The 22,091-nt window shown below is 61.4% G+C and carries 15 protein-coding genes; 10 read left to right on the top strand and 5 right to left on the bottom strand.

Features of this window, described 5'->3' with window-relative positions:
- Positions 1–453: a DUF2345 domain-containing protein gene (locus tag BPNPMPFG_RS29865; protein ID WP_258592151.1), complete on the top strand. Its 453-nt coding sequence runs from the start codon at positions 1–3 to the stop codon at positions 451–453.
- A gap of 8 nt (positions 454–461) precedes the next feature.
- Complete coding sequence (locus BPNPMPFG_RS29860) at positions 462–1,706, top strand: TIGR02270 family protein (RefSeq protein WP_258592150.1); 1,245 nt, start codon at positions 462–464, stop codon at positions 1,704–1,706.
- A gap of 38 nt (positions 1,707–1,744) precedes the next feature.
- Here the strand turns inward: BPNPMPFG_RS29860 and BPNPMPFG_RS29855 are convergent, their stop codons facing one another.
- Positions 1,745–2,785 carry a HEAT repeat domain-containing protein gene (locus BPNPMPFG_RS29855; RefSeq protein ID WP_258592149.1) on the bottom strand — a complete coding sequence of 347 codons (1,041 nt, stop codon included), beginning with the start codon at positions 2,783–2,785 and terminating at the stop codon, positions 1,745–1,747.
- Between the two features lie 121 nt (positions 2,786–2,906).
- On the bottom strand, positions 2,907–5,234 hold the full coding sequence (locus tag BPNPMPFG_RS29850) for a type VI secretion system Vgr family protein (protein WP_258592148.1): 2,328 nt from the start codon (positions 5,232–5,234) through the stop codon (positions 2,907–2,909).
- Positions 5,235–5,476: 242 nt separating this feature from the next.
- On the opposite strand from BPNPMPFG_RS29850, the gene tagH reads away from it, so the two are divergent.
- From tagH to BPNPMPFG_RS29815, 7 genes are all read left to right on the top strand, one after another.
- A complete protein-coding gene (gene tagH, locus BPNPMPFG_RS29845; RefSeq protein WP_258592147.1) occupies positions 5,477–6,538 on the top strand; it encodes a type VI secretion system-associated FHA domain protein TagH in 1,062 nt (353 codons plus the stop codon).
- A gap of 332 nt (positions 6,539–6,870) precedes the next feature.
- Positions 6,871–8,379, top strand: a complete 1,509-nt coding sequence (tssL, locus tag BPNPMPFG_RS29840) for a type VI secretion system protein TssL, long form (RefSeq protein ID WP_258592146.1) — start codon at positions 6,871–6,873, stop codon at positions 8,377–8,379.
- A gap of 22 nt (positions 8,380–8,401) precedes the next feature.
- Positions 8,402–11,965, top strand: coding sequence for a type VI secretion system membrane subunit TssM (gene tssM, locus BPNPMPFG_RS29835; protein WP_258592145.1), 3,564 nt, complete (start codon positions 8,402–8,404; stop codon positions 11,963–11,965).
- Positions 11,966–12,123: 158 nt separating this feature from the next.
- A complete protein-coding gene (locus tag BPNPMPFG_RS29830; RefSeq protein ID WP_258592144.1) occupies positions 12,124–12,897 on the top strand; it encodes a PP2C family protein-serine/threonine phosphatase in 774 nt (257 codons plus the stop codon).
- A gap of 5 nt (positions 12,898–12,902) precedes the next feature.
- The gene (locus tag BPNPMPFG_RS29825; RefSeq protein ID WP_258592143.1) at positions 12,903–15,362 is read left to right on the top strand and encodes a serine/threonine-protein kinase; all 2,460 of its coding nucleotides are present in this window, start codon (positions 12,903–12,905) and stop codon (positions 15,360–15,362) included.
- Positions 15,363–15,467: 105 nt separating this feature from the next.
- Positions 15,468–15,878 (top strand): DUF1036 domain-containing protein, encoded by a 411-nt coding sequence (locus BPNPMPFG_RS29820; RefSeq protein WP_319946007.1) that lies wholly within the window; start codon positions 15,468–15,470, stop codon positions 15,876–15,878.
- Complete coding sequence (locus tag BPNPMPFG_RS29815; RefSeq protein ID WP_258592141.1) at positions 15,875–18,205, top strand: M23 family metallopeptidase; 2,331 nt, start codon at positions 15,875–15,877, stop codon at positions 18,203–18,205. Before BPNPMPFG_RS29820 ends, BPNPMPFG_RS29815 begins: the two co-directional genes overlap by 4 nt.
- 45 nt (positions 18,206–18,250) lie before the next feature.
- Here the strand turns inward: BPNPMPFG_RS29815 and BPNPMPFG_RS29810 are convergent, their stop codons facing one another.
- Positions 18,251–18,787 carry an OmpA family protein gene (locus BPNPMPFG_RS29810; protein ID WP_258592140.1) on the bottom strand — a complete coding sequence of 179 codons (537 nt, stop codon included), beginning with the start codon at positions 18,785–18,787 and terminating at the stop codon, positions 18,251–18,253.
- Positions 18,788–18,978: 191 nt separating this feature from the next.
- Here BPNPMPFG_RS29810 and BPNPMPFG_RS29805 point away from each other — a divergent pair, with 191 nt between their 5' ends.
- Positions 18,979–19,551: a DUF6931 family protein gene (locus tag BPNPMPFG_RS29805; protein WP_258596977.1), complete on the top strand. Its 573-nt coding sequence runs from the start codon at positions 18,979–18,981 to the stop codon at positions 19,549–19,551.
- A gap of 42 nt (positions 19,552–19,593) precedes the next feature.
- Here the strand turns inward: BPNPMPFG_RS29805 and BPNPMPFG_RS29800 are convergent, their stop codons facing one another.
- Both BPNPMPFG_RS29800 and BPNPMPFG_RS29795 read right to left on the bottom strand, forming a co-directional pair.
- A complete protein-coding gene (locus BPNPMPFG_RS29800; RefSeq protein WP_258592139.1) occupies positions 19,594–20,838 on the bottom strand; it encodes a caspase family protein in 1,245 nt (414 codons plus the stop codon).
- Between the two features lie 19 nt (positions 20,839–20,857).
- Complete coding sequence (locus BPNPMPFG_RS29795) at positions 20,858–21,964, bottom strand: OmpA family protein (RefSeq protein ID WP_258592138.1); 1,107 nt, start codon at positions 21,962–21,964, stop codon at positions 20,858–20,860.
- Positions 21,965–22,091 lie beyond the last annotated feature (127 nt).

Genomic DNA, 22,091 nt, shown 5'->3' with positions numbered 1-22,091 from the left:
GTGAATGATCGCCCCGACTTCTCGCACGCCGGCGGCAGCCTCAGCGACGGCCTTGTCATCGGCACCTTCATCGGCCGCGACAGGTCAGGCGAGCCGATCGTCTCCATTTCTGACGGAATCGAAACCAGGATGGTTGCTGCACGCGCGGCAACCATGCTTGAGGCTTCGGATTTCGGAACCGACGTGGTCGTGATGTTCGACGGTGGCGATCCCGATCGCGCGATCATTCTAGGCCGCCTCCTGCGTCCGACGCCGGTTGCGGCGGAGGATGTCGCCGTGACGCTCGATGGCGAACGCCTGGAGCTTTCCGCCGAACGCGAGATCGTGCTTCGCTGCGGCAAGGCCAGCATCACGCTGACCCGCACCGGCAAAATCATCCTGCGTGGCACGTACATTCTTAGTCGTTCCTCTGGCCCCAACAAGATCAAGGGTGGCTCGATCCAGCTTAACTAGAGCCTCGAATGTCGCGCCGCGTTATCGAGCATATCGTCGAGCAGCATGCCGAGGACGCGGCCTTTCTTTGGCTGCAGCGTAACAGAGCGCTTGATGCTCCCGACCAGTATCTCAGGAATCTGAACCGTCTGGACGATCGCCTGGAGGCCCATATCGACGGTCTTCGCGTTGCGGGCGAGTGGGGCTGGCACATAGCGGAGCGAGCCTTTGACCAGTATCAGGAGCCAGGCGAAACCTTTGTGGCCGCGGTTCTTGCCTTCGAGAGCCTGTCCGGGAACAGGATCGGCTATATCCTGAATCTCGCCGAAGCGTCGTCAGAACTATTCCCAGCCGTCGTGTCGGCCTTAGGCTGGGTGGAGCCGCACCTGGCTCGCGAGAGAGTAAGTTCCCTCCTGGACCATCCGCGCCCGAGTAGGCGCCTGCTCGGCTTGGCAGCATGTTCCGTTCGGCGGATCGATCCCGCGGCGCGTCTTCCACTGTTCATGAACGATGCTCCGGCGGTTCGCGCCAGGGCGTTGCGCCTCGCCGGCGAAGTCGGGCGGGTCGATCTGCTTTCCGATATCAAGGCAGCTCTGAACGATCCGGACGAGAAGTGCCGATTCTGGGCGGCATGGTCCTGCGCATTGCTGGGTGATGGACATCAGGCACTGGACATCCTCCGCATGTACGCGGGCGTCGACGGGTTGGGCTGGAAGGGCGCGCAGCTGCTGTTGAGAGTCGCGGATCATCAAAGCGCCGTGGAGTGGTTGCTCAGTCTGCGTGGCGATCGTTCGAAGGAGCGTCTGATTGCCGCCGGGGCCGGCATTCTGGGGGATCCGATCTTTGTGCCGTGGCTGACCACACGCATGCGTGACCCGACGCTTGCACGGTTGGCCGGCGAGAGTTTTGCAACCATCACCGGATTATCGCTCGAGAGCGAAGCAATGCACGTCAAGCCGCTAGCTGACCTGGATTCCGGGGATGCGTTGCCGGCCGATCACTCCGCTCGCGACGAAGACCTAGTCTGGCCCGATATCCGCAAGGTCCGCGAATGGTGGCGGCGCAACCAGACAGGCTTTAGTCCCGGCAAAAGGTATTTACTGGGCAAGCCTCTGGCAGCGGAGAACCTGCGGGAGATCTTTGTAAGTGGGACGCAGCGTCAGAGGCGAAGCGCCGCTTTGGATTTGGCGCTAAGTGCGCCGGATGCTCTATTGGCCAACAGCTCGGCTCGCTCGTTCACACGCCTCGCACCGACGACGATTGATGTTCTATAACGCCGCTGCAGCCCGCCTGCCTGTCACCCCTTGTTCGGCTACTTGACGTATCCTTGTCGCCGCGCCCATTCGAGAACCTTGCCGGCAAGCGGAACCCTTGCAGCCTGATCACCGAAATGCTCCTCGAAACGAAGCCCCGCCGCGCCAGGGTCATTCGTGAAGAGGTCGCTCTGCTGCCGCGCCTCGGGAAACAGCTCCAGCAGTGACGCACCCGCTGTCACGGCAAGAGCGGGATTGTCCATCTGTTCGATCAGCCACGGCAGAATCGTTCGATCGCCCAGCATGCTCGCAGCTCTTACCCCCAGGGAGGCGTTCTGCGGCAAGGCGAGCAGCGAGCCAATCCAGCTTCGCACCTCCTTGACTGGAGCCGCCTTCACCGCTGCCCGAAGTGCGCGCAGCGCATTGTCGTCGCCTTGCGTAGCCGCCCTTCTGAGTTCAGGAAGGGCGAGTTCCCCCAGGCCAAGTTCGCTCAAAGCCCAGGCAGCCCAGAAACGCACCTGCTGGTCCTCATCGATAACCATGTTTCTGACTTCGGCCGCCAGATCGGCGCGGCCGAGCTTTGCGACCAACCGGAGGCTTACGGCACGGACTGACGCTTCAGGATCGCGAAGCCTTAGCACCAGCATCTGTTTTGGATCGACGTCGTGTTCCACACAGGCTGACAAGCCTAGCAACCTCTTGAACGGATCAGGCGCGCCAATCCACGCGCGCACCCATGGCGCAATCTTGCGAGGTGGATGCCATGCCAATGCGCCAAGCAAACCGCTTGGGCCATCGATCGCCATGCGGCCGATTTCAACGGCTTGCGCAACATAGTCGGCGCTTTCCAATTCGAGAGCTGTCCAGGTCACGACGAAGAGTTCACCCTTGCCCGGCCAAGCCTCATGGAGGGAGAGGACGCAAGGCCAGGCTGCCTGGCTGGCGACCCTTATGCCGTCGAGGTTTGTTTCCAATCTGTCGTCTATGGCCCCGACAGCATCCAGATCCGGAGGATCTTCAAGGGCTAGACAGTCCCTTTGCACCCACAAGGAGGCCACCCGCTCGGCATGCTCCCCGACAATGTTCTCCAGGATGGTCATTTGGGCAAGGAAGCCGATTTCTCGCGGTGCGCGGTGCTGAAGTGCTGAACGGATCAGTCAGGCCGCACGCGCAGCTGTAAGGCACCACTTTGCCATCGACCGATCACCAACAAAGCCGAGGCTAGTTTTCATGGATCTTGGAGCCTTTGATGGTGACGTCGCTCGATGCCTTGATATTGATCTTGCCGGACCCGTTGACGGTGATGTCTTTGCCGCTGATCGTGATAGTCCCGTCCTTCTTCATCGTAATCGAGGCACTGCCACAGGTCAGCGAAATCGAATCCCCGGCGTCGACCGCAAAGTTCTTGCCGATCTTGAAACTGCCGTCATCGGCGACGTCCACGGCGCTGGCCTTGCCGACCTTCAGGGTGTGCCCGCCGGCAACATCGGTGGCGTCATCGGCGCCAATCTTGGCCGATCTGGCCTTGCCGATCTGTGACGCATGAGCGCCGCCTACGTCAAAGTTCTGGTCGGCGGTGATCCTTACGATTTGGCTGGCTCCGACGGACCAAGTATCCGCCGCCCCGATATCATGGCTCTGCCCCATCACCACGCTGACGGAGCGGGTCGCGCCGATGCTGTTGGTCTGAACGCCGGCGACGCTGCGGGTCTCGGCGGCGCCGACGGTGTCAAAACGCGCGGCCTTGACGGTGACGGTTTGGACTATGCCGACAGTCTGCGTGTGATTGGCATCGATGTTCTCCGTCGAGTTCGACACGACATGAATCGTCTCGTTGGCCATTACCGTCAGCGACCGGTTCTTGCCGACCGTTTCGGTGTCGTTCGAGCCGATATTCGTGGTCTGGTCGACGCCGACCTTGACCGTCTTGTTGTTGCCGACGTCCTCGTCGAGGTTGTGACCGACCGAATGCTTGGCGTCGTGGTCGATGCGGTCGGACTGGTCGTGCTGCACCAGCTTGGTGCGGTCGTGCTTGATCAGAAGGTGGTGGTCCTTCTGCGCCTGGAAATTGACCAGTTCGGAGCCGGCCTTGTCCTCGAACATCAACTCGTTGTAGCCGCCGCCGCCTTTGGAGGAGTCCGACTTCCAGCCCGATTGCGTCGCGCTGCCCGGCAGGCCGTAGGGCGGCATCTGCGAGGCGTTGTAGACCCTGCCGGTGATGATCGGCAGGTCCGGGTCACCCTCGATGAAATCGACGATCACCTCCTGGCCGATGCGCGGTATCTGGATGAAACCCCAGCCGCTGCCAGCCCAGGTCTGCGACACCCGCACGAAGCAGGAGCTGTTCTGATCCTTCTTGCCGACACGGTCCCAATGGAACTGCACCTTCACCCGCGCATATTTGTCGGTGAATATTTCCTCGCCGGATGGGCCGACCACCGTCGCCGTCTGCGGCCCACGCATGATCGGCCGTGGCGTGATCCGCGGCGGACGATAGGGCAAGGCAGTCGGTGCCACGCCGAGGATTACCTTGAAGTTCTCGCTGTCGACGTCGGCATGGGCTCTGTAGCCCGGGTCGAACAGCCTGTATTCGGCGCTGACCACCAGATACTCCTGGTTCTGGTCTTCGCGTGGAAATCCGTCCAGCTTGAACGTGCAGCCCGAATAGAGGCCGCGCACGGTGCCGACGGCGGCGATGCGCTGGTGGACGGCCTGGATTTCCTCGCGCCGGATCGCGGCTAGGCTGTCGCCCCGGCCCACTTCGAGATGCGCGCCGGGCTGGCGGTAGTTCTCACCCGCGGCTTGTTTGTGACCAAACGGCTGGGCCGACTTGGCCATCAGGTCGGCGCCCGGTTTCTTGAAATCATAGTCGGTGTGGGCATAGGCGCCCGGCCGCACCGAGCTGCCCGGTATCCATTCGGTGATGTATTCGACATCGCGCCGGGAACCCTGGCCTTCAAAGTTATAGAGCACTTTCTCATAGTGCGGCGCCGGCTTCAGCTTGCTCATCGCGTCAGCCAGGACAAGCGTGTGCTTGTCTTCGTCATGCTCGAAGAAATACAGGATGCCTTCATGCTCGAGCAGCCGCTGTACGAAATCCAGATCGGTCTCGTCATACTGCACGCAGTATTCGCGCGGGGGATAGGATCCCTGCAGGCGCAGATCGAATTCGGCCGTGCTGTATTTCTTGAAGATGTCCTTGACGATGTCGACGACGCTCTTGTTCTGGAAAATACGGCAATCGGTGGCATTGCCGAGAAACCAGAGCCACGGCCTGACGACAGCTTCGTAATACGCCAGCCGGTCCTCGATACGGGTGAGGCGAAACTCGGATACGAGACCGCTGAACCAACGTTTCGGATCGGATTCACCTTCGATCGAGACCGGTCCGCCCAGCATCTTCATCGGATCGATATCGGGGTCGGTGCTCACGAACCCGACCGTATAGGCAAAACAACGGCTGATCTCATCGCGTCCGACAAGATGCGTGAACGTCAACAACTCGGGGCCAACCGGTGTCTTGACAACGGTGGCACGTTCATTCGGCATGGGTCGTGCCCCTCCTGGACGCGGCCGCCAGCGCGGTGGATTGAAGTTCCCGCACCCTGTTCAGGAACTTTTTCGACCCGCCGCACCAGGCCGCATGGAGCCTACCACATGTTGTCCCGCCGACCAAAGAGGACAGGTGACGACTGAACCTTGCCCTGTCGATGCATCGGCTCGAAACGCGGCTGTCCTGTTGTGCGCGCAAACTGCTAGAATGGTCGAGTATCGATCAACGGCGATCCTGGATGTATATCAGTCTGCAAATCAACAATATCGACGCCTTGCCCGCTGGCATCCCGACCAGCTACGCGGCGCGTGATCGCGGCTTCGAGATCGGACGCGATGCTTGTGACTGGACCTTGCCGGACCCCGACAAGTTCATCTCGGGCCGGCACTGCGAGGTTCGCTACGAGGCCGGCGGGTTCTGGCTGCACGATGTCTCGCGCAATGGGACCTTCATCAACGGATCGAGCCAGCGCATGACAGGCCCGCATCGGCTGGGCCATGGCGACCGGATGCTGATCGGCCGTTATGTCATCTTCGTATCGATCGACGAGGAGCGCGCGCTGGCGGGCTATTCTCAAACCGGCCACGTTTCGACGCAGCGAGAAATACCGGTCGCGGCAGGCCAGCCGCTGGAATTCGGAGATGGGCCTTTCTTCGATCCCGCGCGGCAACGGTCCGGGCAGCGGGTTCCGGCGCCGACTTCCTCGTCGCACCCCACACCCCTGCCCTCAACCGGAGACGAGGTGCTGCGGGCGATCGCGGTTGGAGCCGGCATTTCGCCGGAACTGCTTCAATTGCGCGACCCGCATGAAGTTGCCGCCGAAATCGGCGCGGTCCTGCGCACGGTGGTCGAGGAACTGACCTTGCTGCTGAAAGCACGCGCGGCCGCGAAAACGCTGGCCAAGAGCACACAACGAACGATGATCGGCGCCGCGGACAACAATCCGCTGAAGTTCGTTCCAGGAACCGACGACATCCTCGAAATCATGTTCGCCCGTCGCAGGGCCGGCTATCTTGATGCCAGGCGCAGTTTCGAAGATGCATTCCGCGATCTCAAGACGCACGAATTTGCCACCTATGCAGCCATGCAGGCCGCGCTCTCCCGGCTGCTCGACGACCTGTCGCCTGAGGCGATCGGCAGGAAACTCCCGCCGACCTCGTTCACGTCGAAGAAGAGCCAGGCCTGGGACGCCTATGTCGCGACATGGCGGACCATGGAGGAGGCACACGAAAACGGCATGCTGGACATATTCCTGGCCTATTTCAGCGAGGCCTATGCCAAAGCCAACAAGCAAAAATAGGCGATCCCAGAAACGTATAGCCAGGAAACGCAAAGCCAACAGACGCATGGCACAGCGGTCGGCGAAGAAAAGTCTTCTTGACGCCCGTCATCCGGTTCCAATCGGCAATTTCTGAGACTACGATCACATACGACAGTTCGCCAAGCGGGTAAGGCTCATTGACCTGGGGGTCTGCGGCAAATGTCATGTTGTGGCGGGATAGCGTTTTCTAGCCAATCCTCCTGCGGAGACTGCCACGGTCGGCAGGGGCTGCATTTCCTTTACCCGACCAGAAACCGTTTTGCGCCTGTCTCGCCCAATCGCGGGCACGCCGCCTGCACGGAAGATCGGCGATGAGTTCGAAGGACGACCCCTTCGGCCCGGCGGGCAAGACCGTCATTCGTGCAAAACCACGGCGCGAACAAAAATCGCCGCCAGCTCCACAGGTCCCTGTCGCGGACGCGGGCCAACCCTCTCGGGTCAAGGATTCAACGGTGTTCGATCCTGGTGGCGGACGCCCGCCGGGCTGGGCATTCGGAACCGTGATTTATCAAGGTGCGGCTTTGGGCGCCGCGGCAGGCACCGGCTCTTCCGCGGCCGCGCCGACGCCAGCCATCGAGCAGGCGACCCTGCTCGATGCCGCGGACATCGTCAAATACTCCGCGGCAAACCCTATTCTCGCCGCGGCGGCGCCTTTGCTGATGCTGTTCGGGCAGCTCAGGCTCATCTCCGTCGAAAGACAAGCGGAGCCACTGGCGCAACACGTCACTGAGGCGATCGAAAAATTCGACCGAACGATGGAGAAATCAGGCGTGCCCGAGGAGGATGCGCGGATCGCGAAATTTATCCTGTGCGAAACCGCCGACGATCTCATCGGCAACCTGCCTTGGCCCAAGAATGACGACTGGGCGCAGCACAGCATGCTGGGGCAGTTCTTTCACGTAGAATCCACCGGCACGGGCTTCTACGAAGCCCTGAACACGATACTGGCCAATCCCGAGACGCACTACGATCTGCTCGAATTGATGCATGCCTGCCTGTCGCTGGGTTTCGAGGGCCAGTATCGAGGCGTGACGCGCGAAGACAACAATCTCGAACGCGTTCGACGCGACGTCTACGAGACGCTTCGTTACTTCCGGGCGCGCGCCGGTGAAGACATCTCGCCGCACTGGCAGGGACTGGCGGCGACGATGGCGCAGCCGTCGGCCCGGCTGCCGCTTTGGGTCGTTGCGGCAGCGGCGTCGGCGCTGCTGACAGCGGCGTTCTTCGCATTTCGGGTCTTCATCACCAATGAAGGCGACGCCGCCGCCGGCGAATTGCTGGCCCTCAACCCACCGACACCGGTCGCCATCGAACGCGCCAGCGTGGCGCCGTTGGCCGAGCCGGTGAAAGTCACCCCACCCGCGGCCACAACCACGCAGATCGATCGCATCCGCTCGGCACTGGCCAAGGACGTCAAAGGCGGCGGGCTGACCATCGGCACAAAGGGCGATTTCATCGTGGTGGAAATCAACAATCTCCTGCTGTTCCAGTCCGGCAGGGCGGAGGCGAAGCCGGAATTCCAGCCCATTGCCGCCGACATTGCGGCTGCTCTGGAACCCGAGCCCGGACCAATCCGGATCGTCGGCCACACGGATAATGTGAAACCGCGAAAGTCGGGCGCCTTCAAATCCAACTTCGACCTTTCCGTCGCCCGGGCGAAGGCTGTCGAGGCGTTGATGGCGGCGAAATTCAGCAATCCATCGCGACTGACGGTCGATGGCAAGGGCGAGGACGAACCGATCGCCGACAACGCAACGCCGGAGGGCCGCGCCAAGAACCGCCGTGTCGATGTGATGATTCCCAGGGAGGAAACATTGTGAGCACGGCCTGCTGGAAGCACCCATGACGCGTTGGCTGCTGCGGATATTCAGCGTGTTGGCGTTGGCCGGTTTCGCTGCGGCAGTGTGGTTTGCCGGACCCTTGATCCGCTTCGCCGATACCCGCCCGCTGGGACCTGCCTGGCTGCGCGCGACCATCATTGGTGTGATCGTGGCGACGCTGGCGCTGTTCTACGGGCTGCGTTTCTGGCAAGCGAGAAAGGCGCAAACAAAGCTCGAAACCGTCGTTGCACAGAACGACGACCGCGATGACGATTCGCGGGTGCTCGAAGCCCGCATGAATGAGGCCGTGGCGGCGCTCAAACGGTCGAGCGGCAAGCGCAACTTCCTCTATGAGATCCCCTGGTACATCATCATAGGCCCGCCGGGGACCGGCAAGACGACGGCACTGGTCAATTCGGGTCTGAATTTCCCGCTTGCGGGTTCGGGGGACGCCCAACCGGTGGCTGGTGTTGGCGGAACGCGCTCCTGCGACTGGTGGTTTACCGACCAGGCCGTGCTGATCGACACCGCCGGACGCTACACGACGCAGGACTCCAATGCCGAGAGCGACAAGAAGAGCTGGCTCGCCTTCTTGTCGCTGCTCAAGAAATACCGCACCAGACAACCGATAAATGGCGTTATCCTGGCCATCAGCCTTGCCGATCTGATGAGCTTCGACGATCAGCAGCTTGATGCCCACATCGTCGAGATACGCAGCCGGCTGAGGGAAATACACGAGACGCTGAAAATCCAGTTTCCAGTGTATCTGCTTTTCACCAAGGCCGATCTTGTTTCCGGGTTCATGGATTACTTCGGCGGGTTCGACGAGCCGCGCAGACGCAAGGTATGGGGAGCGACATTCCAGACCGCGGAGCGCGACAGGAACATGGCCGCCGAGGCCCCCGCCGGATTCGATGCGCTGGCCAAACGACTGGCGGACGAGATCGCCGACCGCCTCCAGGAAGAAGCCGATCCGGTCACCCGCATCTCCATCTTTGGCTTTCCGGCACAGTTCGGCGCGCTGAGGGGTCGAATTGCCAGTTTTGTCACCAGCCTGTTCGATCCGACCCGCAGCCAAGTGAACGTCAGCCTGCGCGGGCTCTATTTTTCGTCAGGCACGCAAGAGGGAACGCCGATCGATCAGGTGCTGGGGGCAATCGGCCGCAATTTCGGCGGCAATTCCCGTCCTCATCTTTCCGGAACCGGCAAAAGCTTCTTTTTGCATGATCTGCTGACGGACGTCATTTTTGCCGAATCCGGATGGGTTTCGTACGACAAATCGGCTGCAAGGCGTGCGGCGATCGCTAGATTTGGCGGCCTCGGCGCAATCGCTTTGATCGCGGCCGCGGTACTCGGCACCCTGGCGCTGAGCTTCGCGGCCAACCGGTCGCTGATCGCCTCTACAACTACGGCCATGGGCCAGTATCGCGAGGCGGCGGACCCGCTGCTCAAGACGACCACGGTTGCCGATGTCGATCTTGAAAACGTCATCGGCCCGCTCGACCAGCTGCGCGATCTGCCGGCCGGATTCGAAACCGGTGACTTGCCGACACCGATCAAGGAAACGTTCGGCCTCAGTCAGCGCGACAGGCTTCTTTCGGCCGCCAAAACGGCTTATCGGCAAGCACTGGAGCGAATGTTCCGATCGCGCCTGCTGATCCAGGCCGAGCGGACGATCCAGGCCAAGATGGCCGATCCCATCGCGCTCTACGAACCGTTGAAAATCTATCTGATGCTTGGCGGCAAGGCGCCGAAGGTCGATGACGCGTTGATCGTTTCCTGGATGAAGCAGGATTGGGAGCAGAACCGATATCCAGGCGAGAACAACCGCGAAGGACGCGAGCAACTCGAAAAGCACCTGCGGGCCATGCTTGCCTTGGGCCATGCCTATGATCCCGTTTTCGAGCTCAACCAGCCGCTTGTTGAAGCCGCCCAACGCTCTCTCGGGCGTATGAGCCTTGCCGATCGAGCTTCCGCATTGATCAAGTCGGCGATCTACGCGGCAGCCCTGGACGATTTTTCCGTTTCCCTGAAAGGCGGCCCGGAAGCACAGCTGCTGTTCGAGCGCATCGATGGCAGCGATCTGTCAGGCCTTCGTGTTCCCGGCATCTACACCCATGCCGGCTTCGACAATTTCTATCTTGCCCAGCTTTCGCGCATTGCGCAGATGCTTGTCGACGAGCAGTGGGTTCTCGGTGGCGGCGGCGAACAAGGCGACATCGATCGGCAATTGCTCAAGCTCGGCCCCGAACTTCTCGATCGCTACGGGAAGGAGTTCGCGGCAGCGTGGAACGGCGTTCTCGGCCAGTTGAAATTCAAGGCGATGCTGACGGACAAGCCGCACTACATCGTGCTTTCAGCCGCGGCCTCCCCAACCTCACCGATAAACCAGCTGTTCGCGGCGATCGCCAATGAAACAGCGCTGACGCGAGACCTAGGTGACGGCAATGGTCCTGGCGCCGAGGTCGAAGCAGGTACGGCTCAAAACCAGCCACGCAACCCGGCGGATCTGGCCAAGGGCCTGGCCCGCATTGGCATACAAATCGCCACCGGCAAATCGCAAAGCCGCGCCGGCACAAAATCCGCCGACACGCAGAACCTGAATCCGGGTGCGAACATCGAAGCGCAGTTCAGACCATTCCAGGCACTTGTGAGCGGCCCTGCTGGGCACCGCCCAATCGATGCACTGACCCAGAATTTCAGCGAGATCTACCAGAGCCTGCAGCTGGCGGCCGAAGTCCCCTCGCAGACAGAGCGCGTCAATGCGAATCTGCAGCTGCAGATCGCCACCCTTCGCGCCAATGTCTCGCGCCTGCCCAAGCAACTCGGCCGAATGGTCAACGCAACGGCGGATGAGTTTGAAGGCAACGTCGCCGAAACCTCGGTGGCAAACTTGAACCGGATACTCGACCAGACGGTCACGGCCCCCTGCGAGGCGGCGATCAACGGCCGTTATCCCTTCGCCAGCAGTGGCACCGAGGATGTTGCCATGGCGGATTTCGCGAAACTTTTTGCCCCGGGCGGGCTGATGGACCGGTTCTTCGCACAGAATCTTGCCTCGCTGATCGATATGACCGGCCAGGATTGGAGCTGGAAGCAGGATGCGCGCTTTGGACGCGACCTGTCGAAATCAACCCTGAAAGACTTCCAGCTGGCTGCGGAAATCCGCAACGCCTTCTTTCCATCGGGCGGTTCGGTGCCGTCGGTCAGCGTCACCTTCACCCCCTTCTCACTGCATGGCGATGCCGATACGGCGATACTCGATGTCGATGGCCAGACCGTCCAGAGCAACCAGACGGGTAACGCGCCGAGCACGGTGACCTGGCCGAGCGGTACGGCCTCCGGGTCCGCCAGTCTAAGCCTGACGCCGGCAATGCCAGGCCGCGAATCCGCCATCAAGTTCGAAGGGTCGTGGGCATTGAAGCGGCTTCTGGACAAGGCCGCCATCACCAGCAACGACAACACCGTGCAAGCACGTTTCGTGATCGGCGGGCGCGACGTTACCTATACGATCCAGACAGGCTCCGGCCCCAACTCCTTCTTCCTCCCCGCGCTGTCCGGGTTCAGCTGTCCCAAGGCGTTTTGAGATGAGGTTGATCTGGTCGGCATGGCGCCGACCCGTAAACCACGGACGCTCAGACCTTAGTTTTCGATACTTTAATGTTCGAGCCTGTGGCAAAGTGGCGCTAGCGAGCGCCCTCAAGGTGTGCCGCAGAGGACGCTTGAGAAGCGCTTGGTGGCAAATTGAACAATGTCGCCCTTCCTTTTGAAAGCTTCGGCGTGAGCCACAAAGGCTGTGTCCGTGAGCTCAATGAAGACAACTATCTTGTCGAGCCACAAACGGGCCTCTGGGTGGTAGCCGACGGAATGGGTGGACATGACGCCGGAGAGGTCGCTTCAGCCAGTATCGTCGATCATCTGGCAACGATCGGCATTGCGAGCTCCGCACCGGATCTTCGGGCGCGCTTCGAGGACAGGCTGAGCAGGGCCAATGCCGAGATCCGCAGCATATCCGAATCTCGCGGCATAACCATCGGCTCCACCGTTGCCGCGCTGTTGGCGATGGATGGGCGGTTTGCCTGCATATGGGCGGGTGACAGCCGCGTCTATCTGATCCGCGACGCCTCGATCTCGCAGATCTCGAAAGACCACACCGAAGTTCAGGAGCTTATCGACAAGGGCATGCTCAGCGAAGCCGAAGCGCTCACCTGGCCGCGCCGCAATGTCATTACGCATGCGGTCGGCGTCAGCGACGAGATTGTCATTGATTTCCAGCAAGGTGAAATCCTGCCGGGAGACATTTTTGTGTTGAGCACCGATGGCTTGACGGCGCATGTCACCGACGCCGAGATCGAAGCGGCGACAGTGTCCGCGACCCCTCAGGCAGCCTGCGAAAACCTGCTGGAAACGGTGCTGGCGCGTGGCGGGACAGACAACGTGACTATCGTGCTTGTGAAGATCGGAGACGGGCGCGATGGGCAATCGCCCCGTCCAGATCTGTACAAAGCGGGGGGCTGAGGCTGATGAGCGCCGACGACAAGACGCGAATATCGACGGGCGTGGCCAACACCGCCGTCGGCACGCAACTCAGCGGCATATACGAGCTTGACGAGCGGATCGCATTCGGTGGCATGGGGGAGGTCTACCGCGGCCACAACATCCAGACCGGCGACCACGTCGCGATCAAGATCGTCCTGCCCGAGTTTGCCCGTGACCAGACGATCCTGTCTCTGTTCCGCAAGGAAGCATCGATCCTCAATCACCTGTCGCATGACGCGGTCGTGCGGTATCACGTCTTCACGATCGATCCCGGGATCGGCCGTCCCTACCTTGCCATGGAGTTCGTCGACGGCGAGTCGCTGTTCGACATCATGCGACGTGGCGCGATGCCGACGGAAGAGGTCCGCAAACTCTGCCATCGCCTCGCGTCCGGCCTGAGCGCCGTGCACCAGGCTGGAGCCATACACCGAGATCTCTCCCCGGATAACATCATCCTGCCGGGAGGCCGGGTCGACCGCGCAAAGATCATCGATTTCGGTATCGCACGATCAGCGACAGTGGGCGGTGAGACCTTGATCGGCGGAAAATTCGCGGGGAAGTACAATTACGTTTCACCCGAACAGCTCGGGCTCTACGGCGGCGACGTCAGTGAGCAGTCCGACATCTACAGCCTGGGGCTGGTGCTGGTTGCCGCTTTGCGCGGGAAGCCGATCGACATGAGCGGGTCGCAGTTCGAGGTCATCGAAAAGCGCCGGACCGTGCCCGATCTCTCCGACATCGATGACGATTTTCGTGACATTGTTGAAGCCATGTTGCAGCCGGATCCGCAGGACCGGCCGGTCAGCATGGCGGAAATCGCCAGGATGACGCGTGACGACAATGAGGGGACAACGCCGCCGACGTCCATCACACCCCGTGACCGGCCGGGTTTGCCGCGGGCCGGGGCAACCTTTGCGCCGGATACCAAGACCCAGACCCAGCCAGCCAATGTCGAGGGGAACGACGCCGCAGCCGCAAAAGGTTCGGGTGGGCAGCCCTTCGTCCGGCATGTGCGGCCCGCGCATTTGTCCGAACCGCAACCTTCGGCGGTCGTCGGCCCGCCGCGCGCGGTCGCGGCTGATGTGCCCAAGAAATCCACAAAGACCCGAACCGTCGCGATCGCTGCCTTGGCGACGCTGGCTGTCGCCTCCGGCGCGGGCCTGTATCTGAGCGGCTTCATGACGCCCGCGACGCCGACTGCCGGCAAGATATCGCTTTCCGCACCAGAGCCATCGAAGCCTGCGCCGGAAACGCCAAAGCCGGCTCCAGCGGACACCATCGCGAACGCCCCTGAGCCAGCGAAGGCGGTTCCGCCTGTGCAGCCCAAAGCGGAGGCCAGCACACCGCCGACTGAAAATCAGCCAGATGCAGCAGTGGCTCAAAAGCCGCAGCCGGCCAAGCCCGCCGAAGTCCCCGCGCAGACCGAGGTCCCCCCGAAGCCATCCGCAACGACCGCGCCGCCGCCGCCGCAAAAGGCACAGCCGGCAATCCAGCCGGATACGCTGGCCAGCGACAGTCAAAGGCCGGCTTCACCGCCTCGGACGACCGCCCCAGCCCCGCCAGCAGCCGTGAAGGCGGCAACGCCGCCGCCGGCCCAGCCTGAGGTTGTCGGGAGCCAAAAGCCCGAGCCACAAACCAGCCAGCCTGTAGAGCCGCCCAAGGAGACGGCGCCGGCGCCAAAACCCGCTGCAAGCCAGACGGATGTCGCAAACGCCGAGAGCCAAAAGCCTGTGTCACCGGCAGCCAAACAGCCGGACCAACCTGTCATCGCATTGAACCTGCCCAAACCAGTGATTCCCCCAGTCGTCGACGACGTCGCGCAAAGGGTCTCCTGGGTTCACGACTTCAGCGGCGGTGACTGTTTTTATGCCACCATGACGTCGGCAACCGACAAGGCCGCCGCGATCGAAGGATTTGGAACGGTGGTCCAGCCATTCGAGCGCATGCTTGGCGATTTCCAGGCAAGATTCCATGTCGAACCGGACATCAGCGTCCGCCTCATTGAACCCAGCCAATGCGAGGTCACCAACTTTCTGCGCTTTCTGGGGCAGACCGCGGCCGACAAGCCGCAGCTTGTTCTGGATCGGACATCGGTGCCGAACGGTACGCCGATCAGCGGCACACTGGTGACGCGTGGCGGGCTCGTTTCCAGCGTGCTGCTGATCGATCACAAAGGCATGGTGTTCAATCTCGACGATCGCATCGTCGCAAAATCGGACAGGGCTACCTTCAAGATCCCGATTGGTCTCGGCGCCGCCGACAAGGCTGCCGGAAAGGCCGTGCCGCAGATCATAATGGTGATCACGGGCCCCCGGGATATTAAGGCGGCTGGGTTCTCCGCGCCCACGCCAGCCTCGGTGCTGCTCCCCAAAATTCTTGAAGAAATCGGGACCACCGGATCTCAGTTCTCAGCCACCGCCAAGTATTTCCGGCTCGGCGGATAGCATGGGCGCCCGATGCAACGCCGCCGCTCGTGTTTGCCCCGCTTGTCTGCCCTGCCCATAAAGCAGCGTGATCCGGTTCGAGCCCTGTTTGCCCTGACGGGCCGCATGCGGCTCGCGGTGTTCTGCGGCGCCGCATTGCTGGCCGTGCTGGCATCCAGCGAGGCGCGCGCCGAATTCACCGTCTGCAACCAGACGCTCGACGTCGTCAATCTCGCCGTCGGCCAGAAGATCGACAATGCGGACCAGACCGACGGCTGGTGGACCATCGGCGCAAATCAATGCGTGAACGTCATCCGCGAGGAACTGACCAACCGCTACATCTACATCTACGCGACGGACGTGTTTGGTCATGCGATCCTCACCGGATCGACCGAAATGTGCATCGAGCGGCGACGTTTCTCGATCCGCGGCATCGACGAATGCTGGCAGCGCGGCCATATCGCCGCGCAGTTTCTCGAAGTCGATACGCTTGAACAGGTGCGGTGGACGTTCTTCCTGACCGGAAGCAATCCGTGACGCACAACATCGACACGAGCTTCAAGCAGAAGAAGCAGGCGCGCGCTGCCCTTCGCAGGCGCACGCTTTGGCGCAGGCTCTTTGCCGGTCTCGCTGTGGCTGCCCTGCTTTCCATCGCCGCCGGTTTCTATCTCACCGCGGACTATTGGTCGTTCGGTGACGAAGACCAGGAGCTGCACGCGGTCGAAGGCGTGGACGATGTACCGGCAGACGCATCCGTCTATGTGCCTGCCATTATCGACCTCGCCGGAGACCCGATGTGGATCACGCTGGCGCCCGAGGCCGGCGCCGCAACGAAAGGCCGGGCGATCCCTCGCCCGGCGGAACTCGATCAGGCCGGGGTTTCTCCCCAGATCGAAATCCTGTCCGACGTCATGCTTAGCGCCAGCGAGAAGTTCATGACGACGATACCGTCGACGCAGGAGGATTTCGCATTCTTCCAGGCGCAACGAAAGACCGCCGCCGCGCCGTCCGGCGATCTCCAGAACGATCTTCAGCCATCGCCCACTACCAAAGAGCCTCCGGCGACTGCGGGCCCGCAAGCCGACGCCGACGATCCCGAAGCCGGCTGGGGTGAAACGATCGATGCCGGCGATGCAGCCCTTCCCGCATTCCAGAAGACCCAGATCGAAAACAACACAAGCGTCGCGGTCGTCGCGAATGAGTATCAGCGGTTCGAAGCGACCGAAGACACGTTCGTGAAGATCCTCAACGACCGTAGTTTGGACAGCGTTGCGCTCGATGCGCATTTCTCCGCCGACGACGCCAAGCTGGCAGGCGAAGCCCTGAAGACGCTTTTCAGCCGGGATGGTCTGGAAGCGGGTTATGTCGTTGCCATGCGCGGTTTCAGGCCGACGCGCGAGACGACCACGATGTCTCTCATGCAGGTTTCGATCTACGCCAAGAACGTGTTCGTCGGCACGCTGACGCGCAACGCCGCGGGCGCGTTCGTATCGGGTGTCGATCCTTGGGTCCGCGAAGATCTGTTCAACTATTCGGGCGCACAAGCGGAAGGCACGCACAAAAGGCAGTATCGCCTGCTCGACGCGATCTACTCGACGGCAGCCCGCAACAATGTTCCGACCGGCGTGATCGGCGAAGCGATCATGTATCTCTCGAGAGGGCAGGATCTGGACGCCTTTGCAAGCGAGGACCAGCGCCTTGTGCTGATCTATTCGCAGACGCCGCGCGGCAAGGACGAGGGTGCCGGGCGGGTGCTTTATGTGGGCGTCCAGGGCACCGAAAAAAGCCTCGACTGTTTCGTCTTCCAGCAGAGCGACGGCCAGTTTGCGTGCGTTACGGGTGACGATCAGGTTCGCTCGCTGACAGTCACCAACGGCATGGTGACGCCGGTCAACGGGGTCATGACCTCCACCTTCGGGCCACGCAAGCATCCAATTCTCGGAACCGTCCGCATCCACAAGGGCGTCGACTGGGCGGCTCCGGTGGGCACTCCGATCGAAGCGGCCTTCGATGGCGAGATCACCTTCCAGGGCGATGGAGGCAGCTACGGCAATCTGGTGAAGATCTCGCACGCAAACGGGCGCGAGACGCGCTATGCGCATATGCAGAAATTTGCGATCGAGGCTGGCGTCGGCACCAAGGTGAAAGCTGGCGACATCATTGGCTACATCGGCACCACCGGCCTTTCGACCGGACCTCATTTGCATTTCGAACTTTATCAAAATGGCGAGGCGATCGACCCGCTGGGCACGGTTACGGCGGTCGCTTCGAACGATTCCGCTGTCGAAACGCTCACCGAGCGTATCGTTCATGTCGAAAGTGGTGGCAGCGCGCGCGCCAAGAACCCAAATTCTTCAGCGACCGGCGCCGGCCAGTTCATAACCAAGACCTGGATCAGGATGATGAACACCTACCGCCCGGAACTTGCGCGCTCGCTGTCGACCGCCGACCTGCTCGCTTTGCGCTACGACGCCACGATCTCGCGCGAGATGGTGCGCAATCTGGCGCGCGAAGGCGAGGCCTATCTTCGGGCGCGCGGTCACCAGATCACCGCCGGCCGTCTCTATCTCTGTCATTTCCTGGGAATGGAAGGCGCGCATCAGGTGCTGTCGGCGACAGGTTCGGCGCAGCTGAGCGCCGTGCTGGGGTCGGCCGTCATCCAGGCCAACCCGTTTCTCACCGGCAAGACAGTCAGCTATGTGGTGGACTGGGCCGAACGGAAAATGGGCCAAAAGCTAAGCCGTGTGGCCACTGACGCCAGCCCGCAGACAACGACCACGGAAATCCGCCAAACATCGCCGGAGTTCGAAAAATACAAGCAGGCCGTCACGGCCCTCATAGGCTCGATTCAGAATACGCTTTGAACCAGCCCGTCGCGGCATCCCAGGACTGCCGCGACGTTTGGCCGGCTATTGCGTCTTTATCCGCATTTCCACACGGCGGTTCACAGGATCGTACGGGTTGGGGCTGCGCGGATTCCTTTCACCCATGCCGATCGCGTTGATGCGGGCAGGCTCGATACCGCTGGCCGTCAGGAAGGCTGCCACCGATTTCGCGCGTCGTTGCGACAGGCCTTCGTTGTGGTGCACGGTGCCGGTGGCGTCGGTGTAGCCTTCGACGACGAAGCTGAACGTGCTCAGCCGGTTGTCCTTCAGGGCCTTGGCGAATTCGTCGAGTTCGGCGCGCGCAGTCGTGTCGAGTTCTGCCGAATCCAGCCTGAAATTGATCAACATGTCGAGGCTGGATTTGCCTGTTTGCCCGTCATTTGCCTTGCTCTTGCTTTTGCACTCCTCCTCGGAGCCGACACAAATTCCTCGAGACTTGCCGAGATCGGCCGCACCGGCAAAAAACTTCACAATGTCTTCTGATTTCTGAGCGGGGTCGGCGGAAGCATGGGTCGAGAAAAACACGACCGCCAACACAAAAGCTGAACTGCTCCACTTCATAGCGGCTCCTCCTGTTTTGAGCATCCGATCTTGATGGTCGGCATCATACCAAATTCCCGGGCAATTGTCTGTCGACAAACATTGGGGACATGACAGTCACGACTGATTTTGCCGTGACACGGGTTGAGACTTGACCCGCGCCGCGCCTGAGGCTTGACTGGCCGAAGCTCCTCGATGAAAGCGTGGCGTTCATGGCCTATGGGCTCCGATTCAAAACGGCACGGGATCTTTTCATGGCTTGTCCCGCTATTGCCCGGGACATGCGAACCCCTCCAACCGAACAGCGCTCGATCGAGTTTTGCCGCGACCTCCTCGCCGGGCGCGTTCCCGAGGAAGCGATTACATTCTGTGCCTACCTGCTTCCCGAGCGGGCCGCGGTCTGGTGGGCTCATGAATGCCTGAGCCACCTGACCGACCTGTTCGATCAGACCGATCACGAGTTGCTCGCGCTTGTTCGCGACTGGGTGAGTGAACCAGACAGCCCCCGCCATCGGGCAGATGTCAGCGCAGCCGCGGCGACACCGCCAACGACGCCGGTCGGCTGGATTGTCCTGGCCGCGGCATGGCGCGACAACAGTTCGGCGATGGCCTCGACGACGGCCTTGCAACCCTTTCCAGCTGCCCATGCGGTCAATGCCGGGATTCTGGCCGGATTGGCACGTGTCGCGCTCGCGGACCGGTTTTCCGTTCTTTCAGCATTTGTCGAAATGGGCATCCAGATGGCGGAGATCGAGGCGCAGCACCAATCGGCGGACGCATATTAGAGCTTCCATCCCAATCGGAACGGACGCCTTCACCCTCCTGCCCTACTTGCAGCCACCTTGAGCCCATTTGGCCAGCGCCACCTTGAAGCGTGTCCCAAGCGGATGCTGCAAGCGCAAAACAGAGACATCGTTGGAGGCGAAATTTTTCGCCTGCTCGCACAGACGGGCCTCATTCCATTGATGGCAGCCGTCGCAGTGCTTGCCTTGCCATACCGACTTGTCGAGCCCTTCCACCGGACTGAAGCGTGGCTCGCCCTTGATAAGCTGCGCAATGCTCTTGCCATCGATTTCCGGATCGCCGAAATCGATGGGGTGGTCGAAAAAGATGGGATCGTCCGAGGCAAGCTTTGGGATTTTCTGACGAAGCACATTGAGGGCAAGTTGGGCGTCGTCAGCGGAGCCCGACGGATTTGCCGTGGCGTTGCGCACGTCCGAACCGCCTTCCGCATGCGGAGCGCTCGCCTCGCCGACGATCAGCGGCGCGTTGAGATCGAGCTTGTGCAGGACGACCTCGGTGGTCAGCGAGACATTGATCCAGGGACGCTGTTTGCCGTCGGTTGCCTTGAAGACATCGGCGGTAACGCGGTTCATCGCTTCGGTGATGGAAACATTTGTTTCGCCCATATGCGCGAGCAGCGCCGAAGCGAACGGCGAATGTTCGCCCGATCCGTCATAGGCGACGTGATCGGGACTGGTGGCGAACGCGACAAGCGTGCCGGCGCCGCCATTCTCGATCGGGATTTCGGCAAGACCGCTTCTTGCTCCCTTGATGCCGGCGGTCTTTGCCAACACCTCGGCAAGCGGATTGTCACGACAGGCGTCGAGGAAAATCAGCCTTATGCTGGTCTCGCGCGACATCTGCCGCAAAACGAAATCCACAGGCACAGCCTCGAAGTCGAGCGAGGTCTCGTCCTCAAGTGCCGCATCGACCGGAAGCAGGTAGTTGCTGCCTGAAACCTGCAACCCGTGCCCGGCATAGAAGAAAAGGGCAATGTCGGCGCCGCGCACCTGCTTTGCGAACTGTGCAATCGTCGTCTGGGTCTGCAATTTGGTCAGATCGAAGCCGGAAACGACTTCAAAGTCCAGGTTCTTCAGGCGTTCGGCCATGGCCTGGGCATCGCGCACCGGATTGGTCAGCGCCGGAGCATGCTGGTACTGGGAGTTGCCAAGCACCAGAGCAACACGACGTTCGGCATTGGCCGCCGACAAAGTCAAAAGCAGTGCCAGCGCAACAAGCCCGATGGCGCGTATAAGGCCACCGCAACGGGCGATCAGATCCAAAGCCACCGGGACAACAGATCCTTCCTCAGTTGACGAGCTTGGTGGCGGAAAACTCGATCCGCCGATTGAGCGCCTTGTTCTTCGGCGTGTCGTTGGCGGCAACTGGCCGATCCTCGCCATAGCCGGTCGCGGTGATCTGCGTGCGAGGAATGCCCGCGGCGACAATGGCGTCGGCAACCGCCTGGGCCCTGCGCTCCGACAAGCGCTTGTTCTCGACAGGCGACCCATCGGAATCGGTGTGTCCGGAAACCTCGACCTTCAGGCCCGGGCACTTGCCAACGACACCGACAACCTCCACAAGCAGCGGGCGGCTTTGGGCATCGAGCCGGGCGCTCGCCGATCGAAAGTAGATAGCTCCGGTGCGCGACAGCACCGCGAATCTGTTGAGGCACTCCTCGTCGCTGAAGTTGGTCTTCGCAGCATCGGTAGCGACGGGTCCAACTTCGGTGCTAGCCGCGACGGTCTGGACGGGGGCCGGCTTGCTGCCGTCAGCAGTGAACACGAAATCGAACGACACCGATGCGGTGGGAACAATGTTGGTCACATTGGCCGCCTGCTGGAGTTTGTCGACATTCGGCAACAGGCCGAAATCTTCCACATGGACGGCGACAGGAGCTTCCGAAGCGACCGACACCATGTTGTCGCTGATCATGGTCACCACGACGTTGGCCTCGAGGTCCTTGTCGACCCCGTGCAAGTTGAGACGGAACGGAAGAACCGCCTTCACACGTCGCTTGGTCGCCAGGTCGGCAAATGCCGCGGGATCCACTTTCGCGGTCAGTTCGGCGGACGGAAACTTGAATGTCTCGAAGAAGAGGAACCGCATGCGGACGTTGCGAAGGTCGACCCCCGTATCGACCGAATTGAGGTCGAAGGTGACCTTTGCATCACCCGCCGAAGTAAGGCTGCCGGATATATTCCTGATCTTGTTGGTTTCGACGATCGTGTTCTTCTTGACCGACTGATAGGTGAGCACCGAAGCGGTCGGATCGAGTGTCCAGTTCGTCTGTGCGTTCGCGGTTCCCAGTCCGGGCAAAAGCAACACGGATAACGCAACGATCAAGCCAAGCGTCCTTATGGCGAGCCAGCTTCCTGACCGTGTTTTCCGCCAGACTCCGACGACTTCGAACATGGAACCCCCCTGCCTACGACAACAGAACCCCGTATCGACACCACGACCATGCGGTGGCGACAGAGAGCATAGAACACTTGCTCTCGCTTGGCGAGCATCTCGCTTGGTGTGCTTGGCCAGCCCACGA

This window comes from Mesorhizobium sp. AR07, assembly GCF_024746815.1.
Lineage (GTDB): Bacteria > Pseudomonadota > Alphaproteobacteria > Rhizobiales > Rhizobiaceae > Mesorhizobium.
Note: the sequence above shows the minus strand (reverse complement) of the source record. Positions and strands in the feature narration are given on the sequence as shown.

Bases quoted from the DNA above. Each gene is read 5' to 3' on its own strand.
- BPNPMPFG_RS29860 (WP_258592150.1), top strand. From the start codon at position 462: ATGTCGCGCCGCGTTATCGAGCATATCGTCGAGCAGCATGCCGAGGAC.
- BPNPMPFG_RS29855 (WP_258592149.1), bottom strand. From the start codon at position 2,785: ATGACCATCCTGGAGAACATTGTCGGGGAGCATGCCGAGCGGGTGGCC.
- BPNPMPFG_RS29850 (WP_258592148.1), bottom strand. From the start codon at position 5,234: ATGCCGAATGAACGTGCCACCGTTGTCAAGACACCGGTTGGCCCCGAG.
- tagH (WP_258592147.1), top strand. From the start codon at position 5,477: ATGTATATCAGTCTGCAAATCAACAATATCGACGCCTTGCCCGCTGGC.
- tssL (WP_258592146.1), top strand. From the start codon at position 6,871: ATGAGTTCGAAGGACGACCCCTTCGGCCCGGCGGGCAAGACCGTCATT.
- tssM (WP_258592145.1), top strand. From the start codon at position 8,402: ATGACGCGTTGGCTGCTGCGGATATTCAGCGTGTTGGCGTTGGCCGGT.
- BPNPMPFG_RS29825 (WP_258592143.1), top strand. From the start codon at position 12,903: ATGAGCGCCGACGACAAGACGCGAATATCGACGGGCGTGGCCAACACC.
- BPNPMPFG_RS29820 (WP_319946007.1), top strand. From the start codon at position 15,468: ATGCGGCTCGCGGTGTTCTGCGGCGCCGCATTGCTGGCCGTGCTGGCA.
- BPNPMPFG_RS29810 (WP_258592140.1), bottom strand. From the start codon at position 18,787: ATGAAGTGGAGCAGTTCAGCTTTTGTGTTGGCGGTCGTGTTTTTCTCG.
- BPNPMPFG_RS29805 (WP_258596977.1), top strand. From the start codon at position 18,979: ATGGCCTATGGGCTCCGATTCAAAACGGCACGGGATCTTTTCATGGCT.
- BPNPMPFG_RS29795 (WP_258592138.1), bottom strand. From the start codon at position 21,964: ATGTTCGAAGTCGTCGGAGTCTGGCGGAAAACACGGTCAGGAAGCTGG.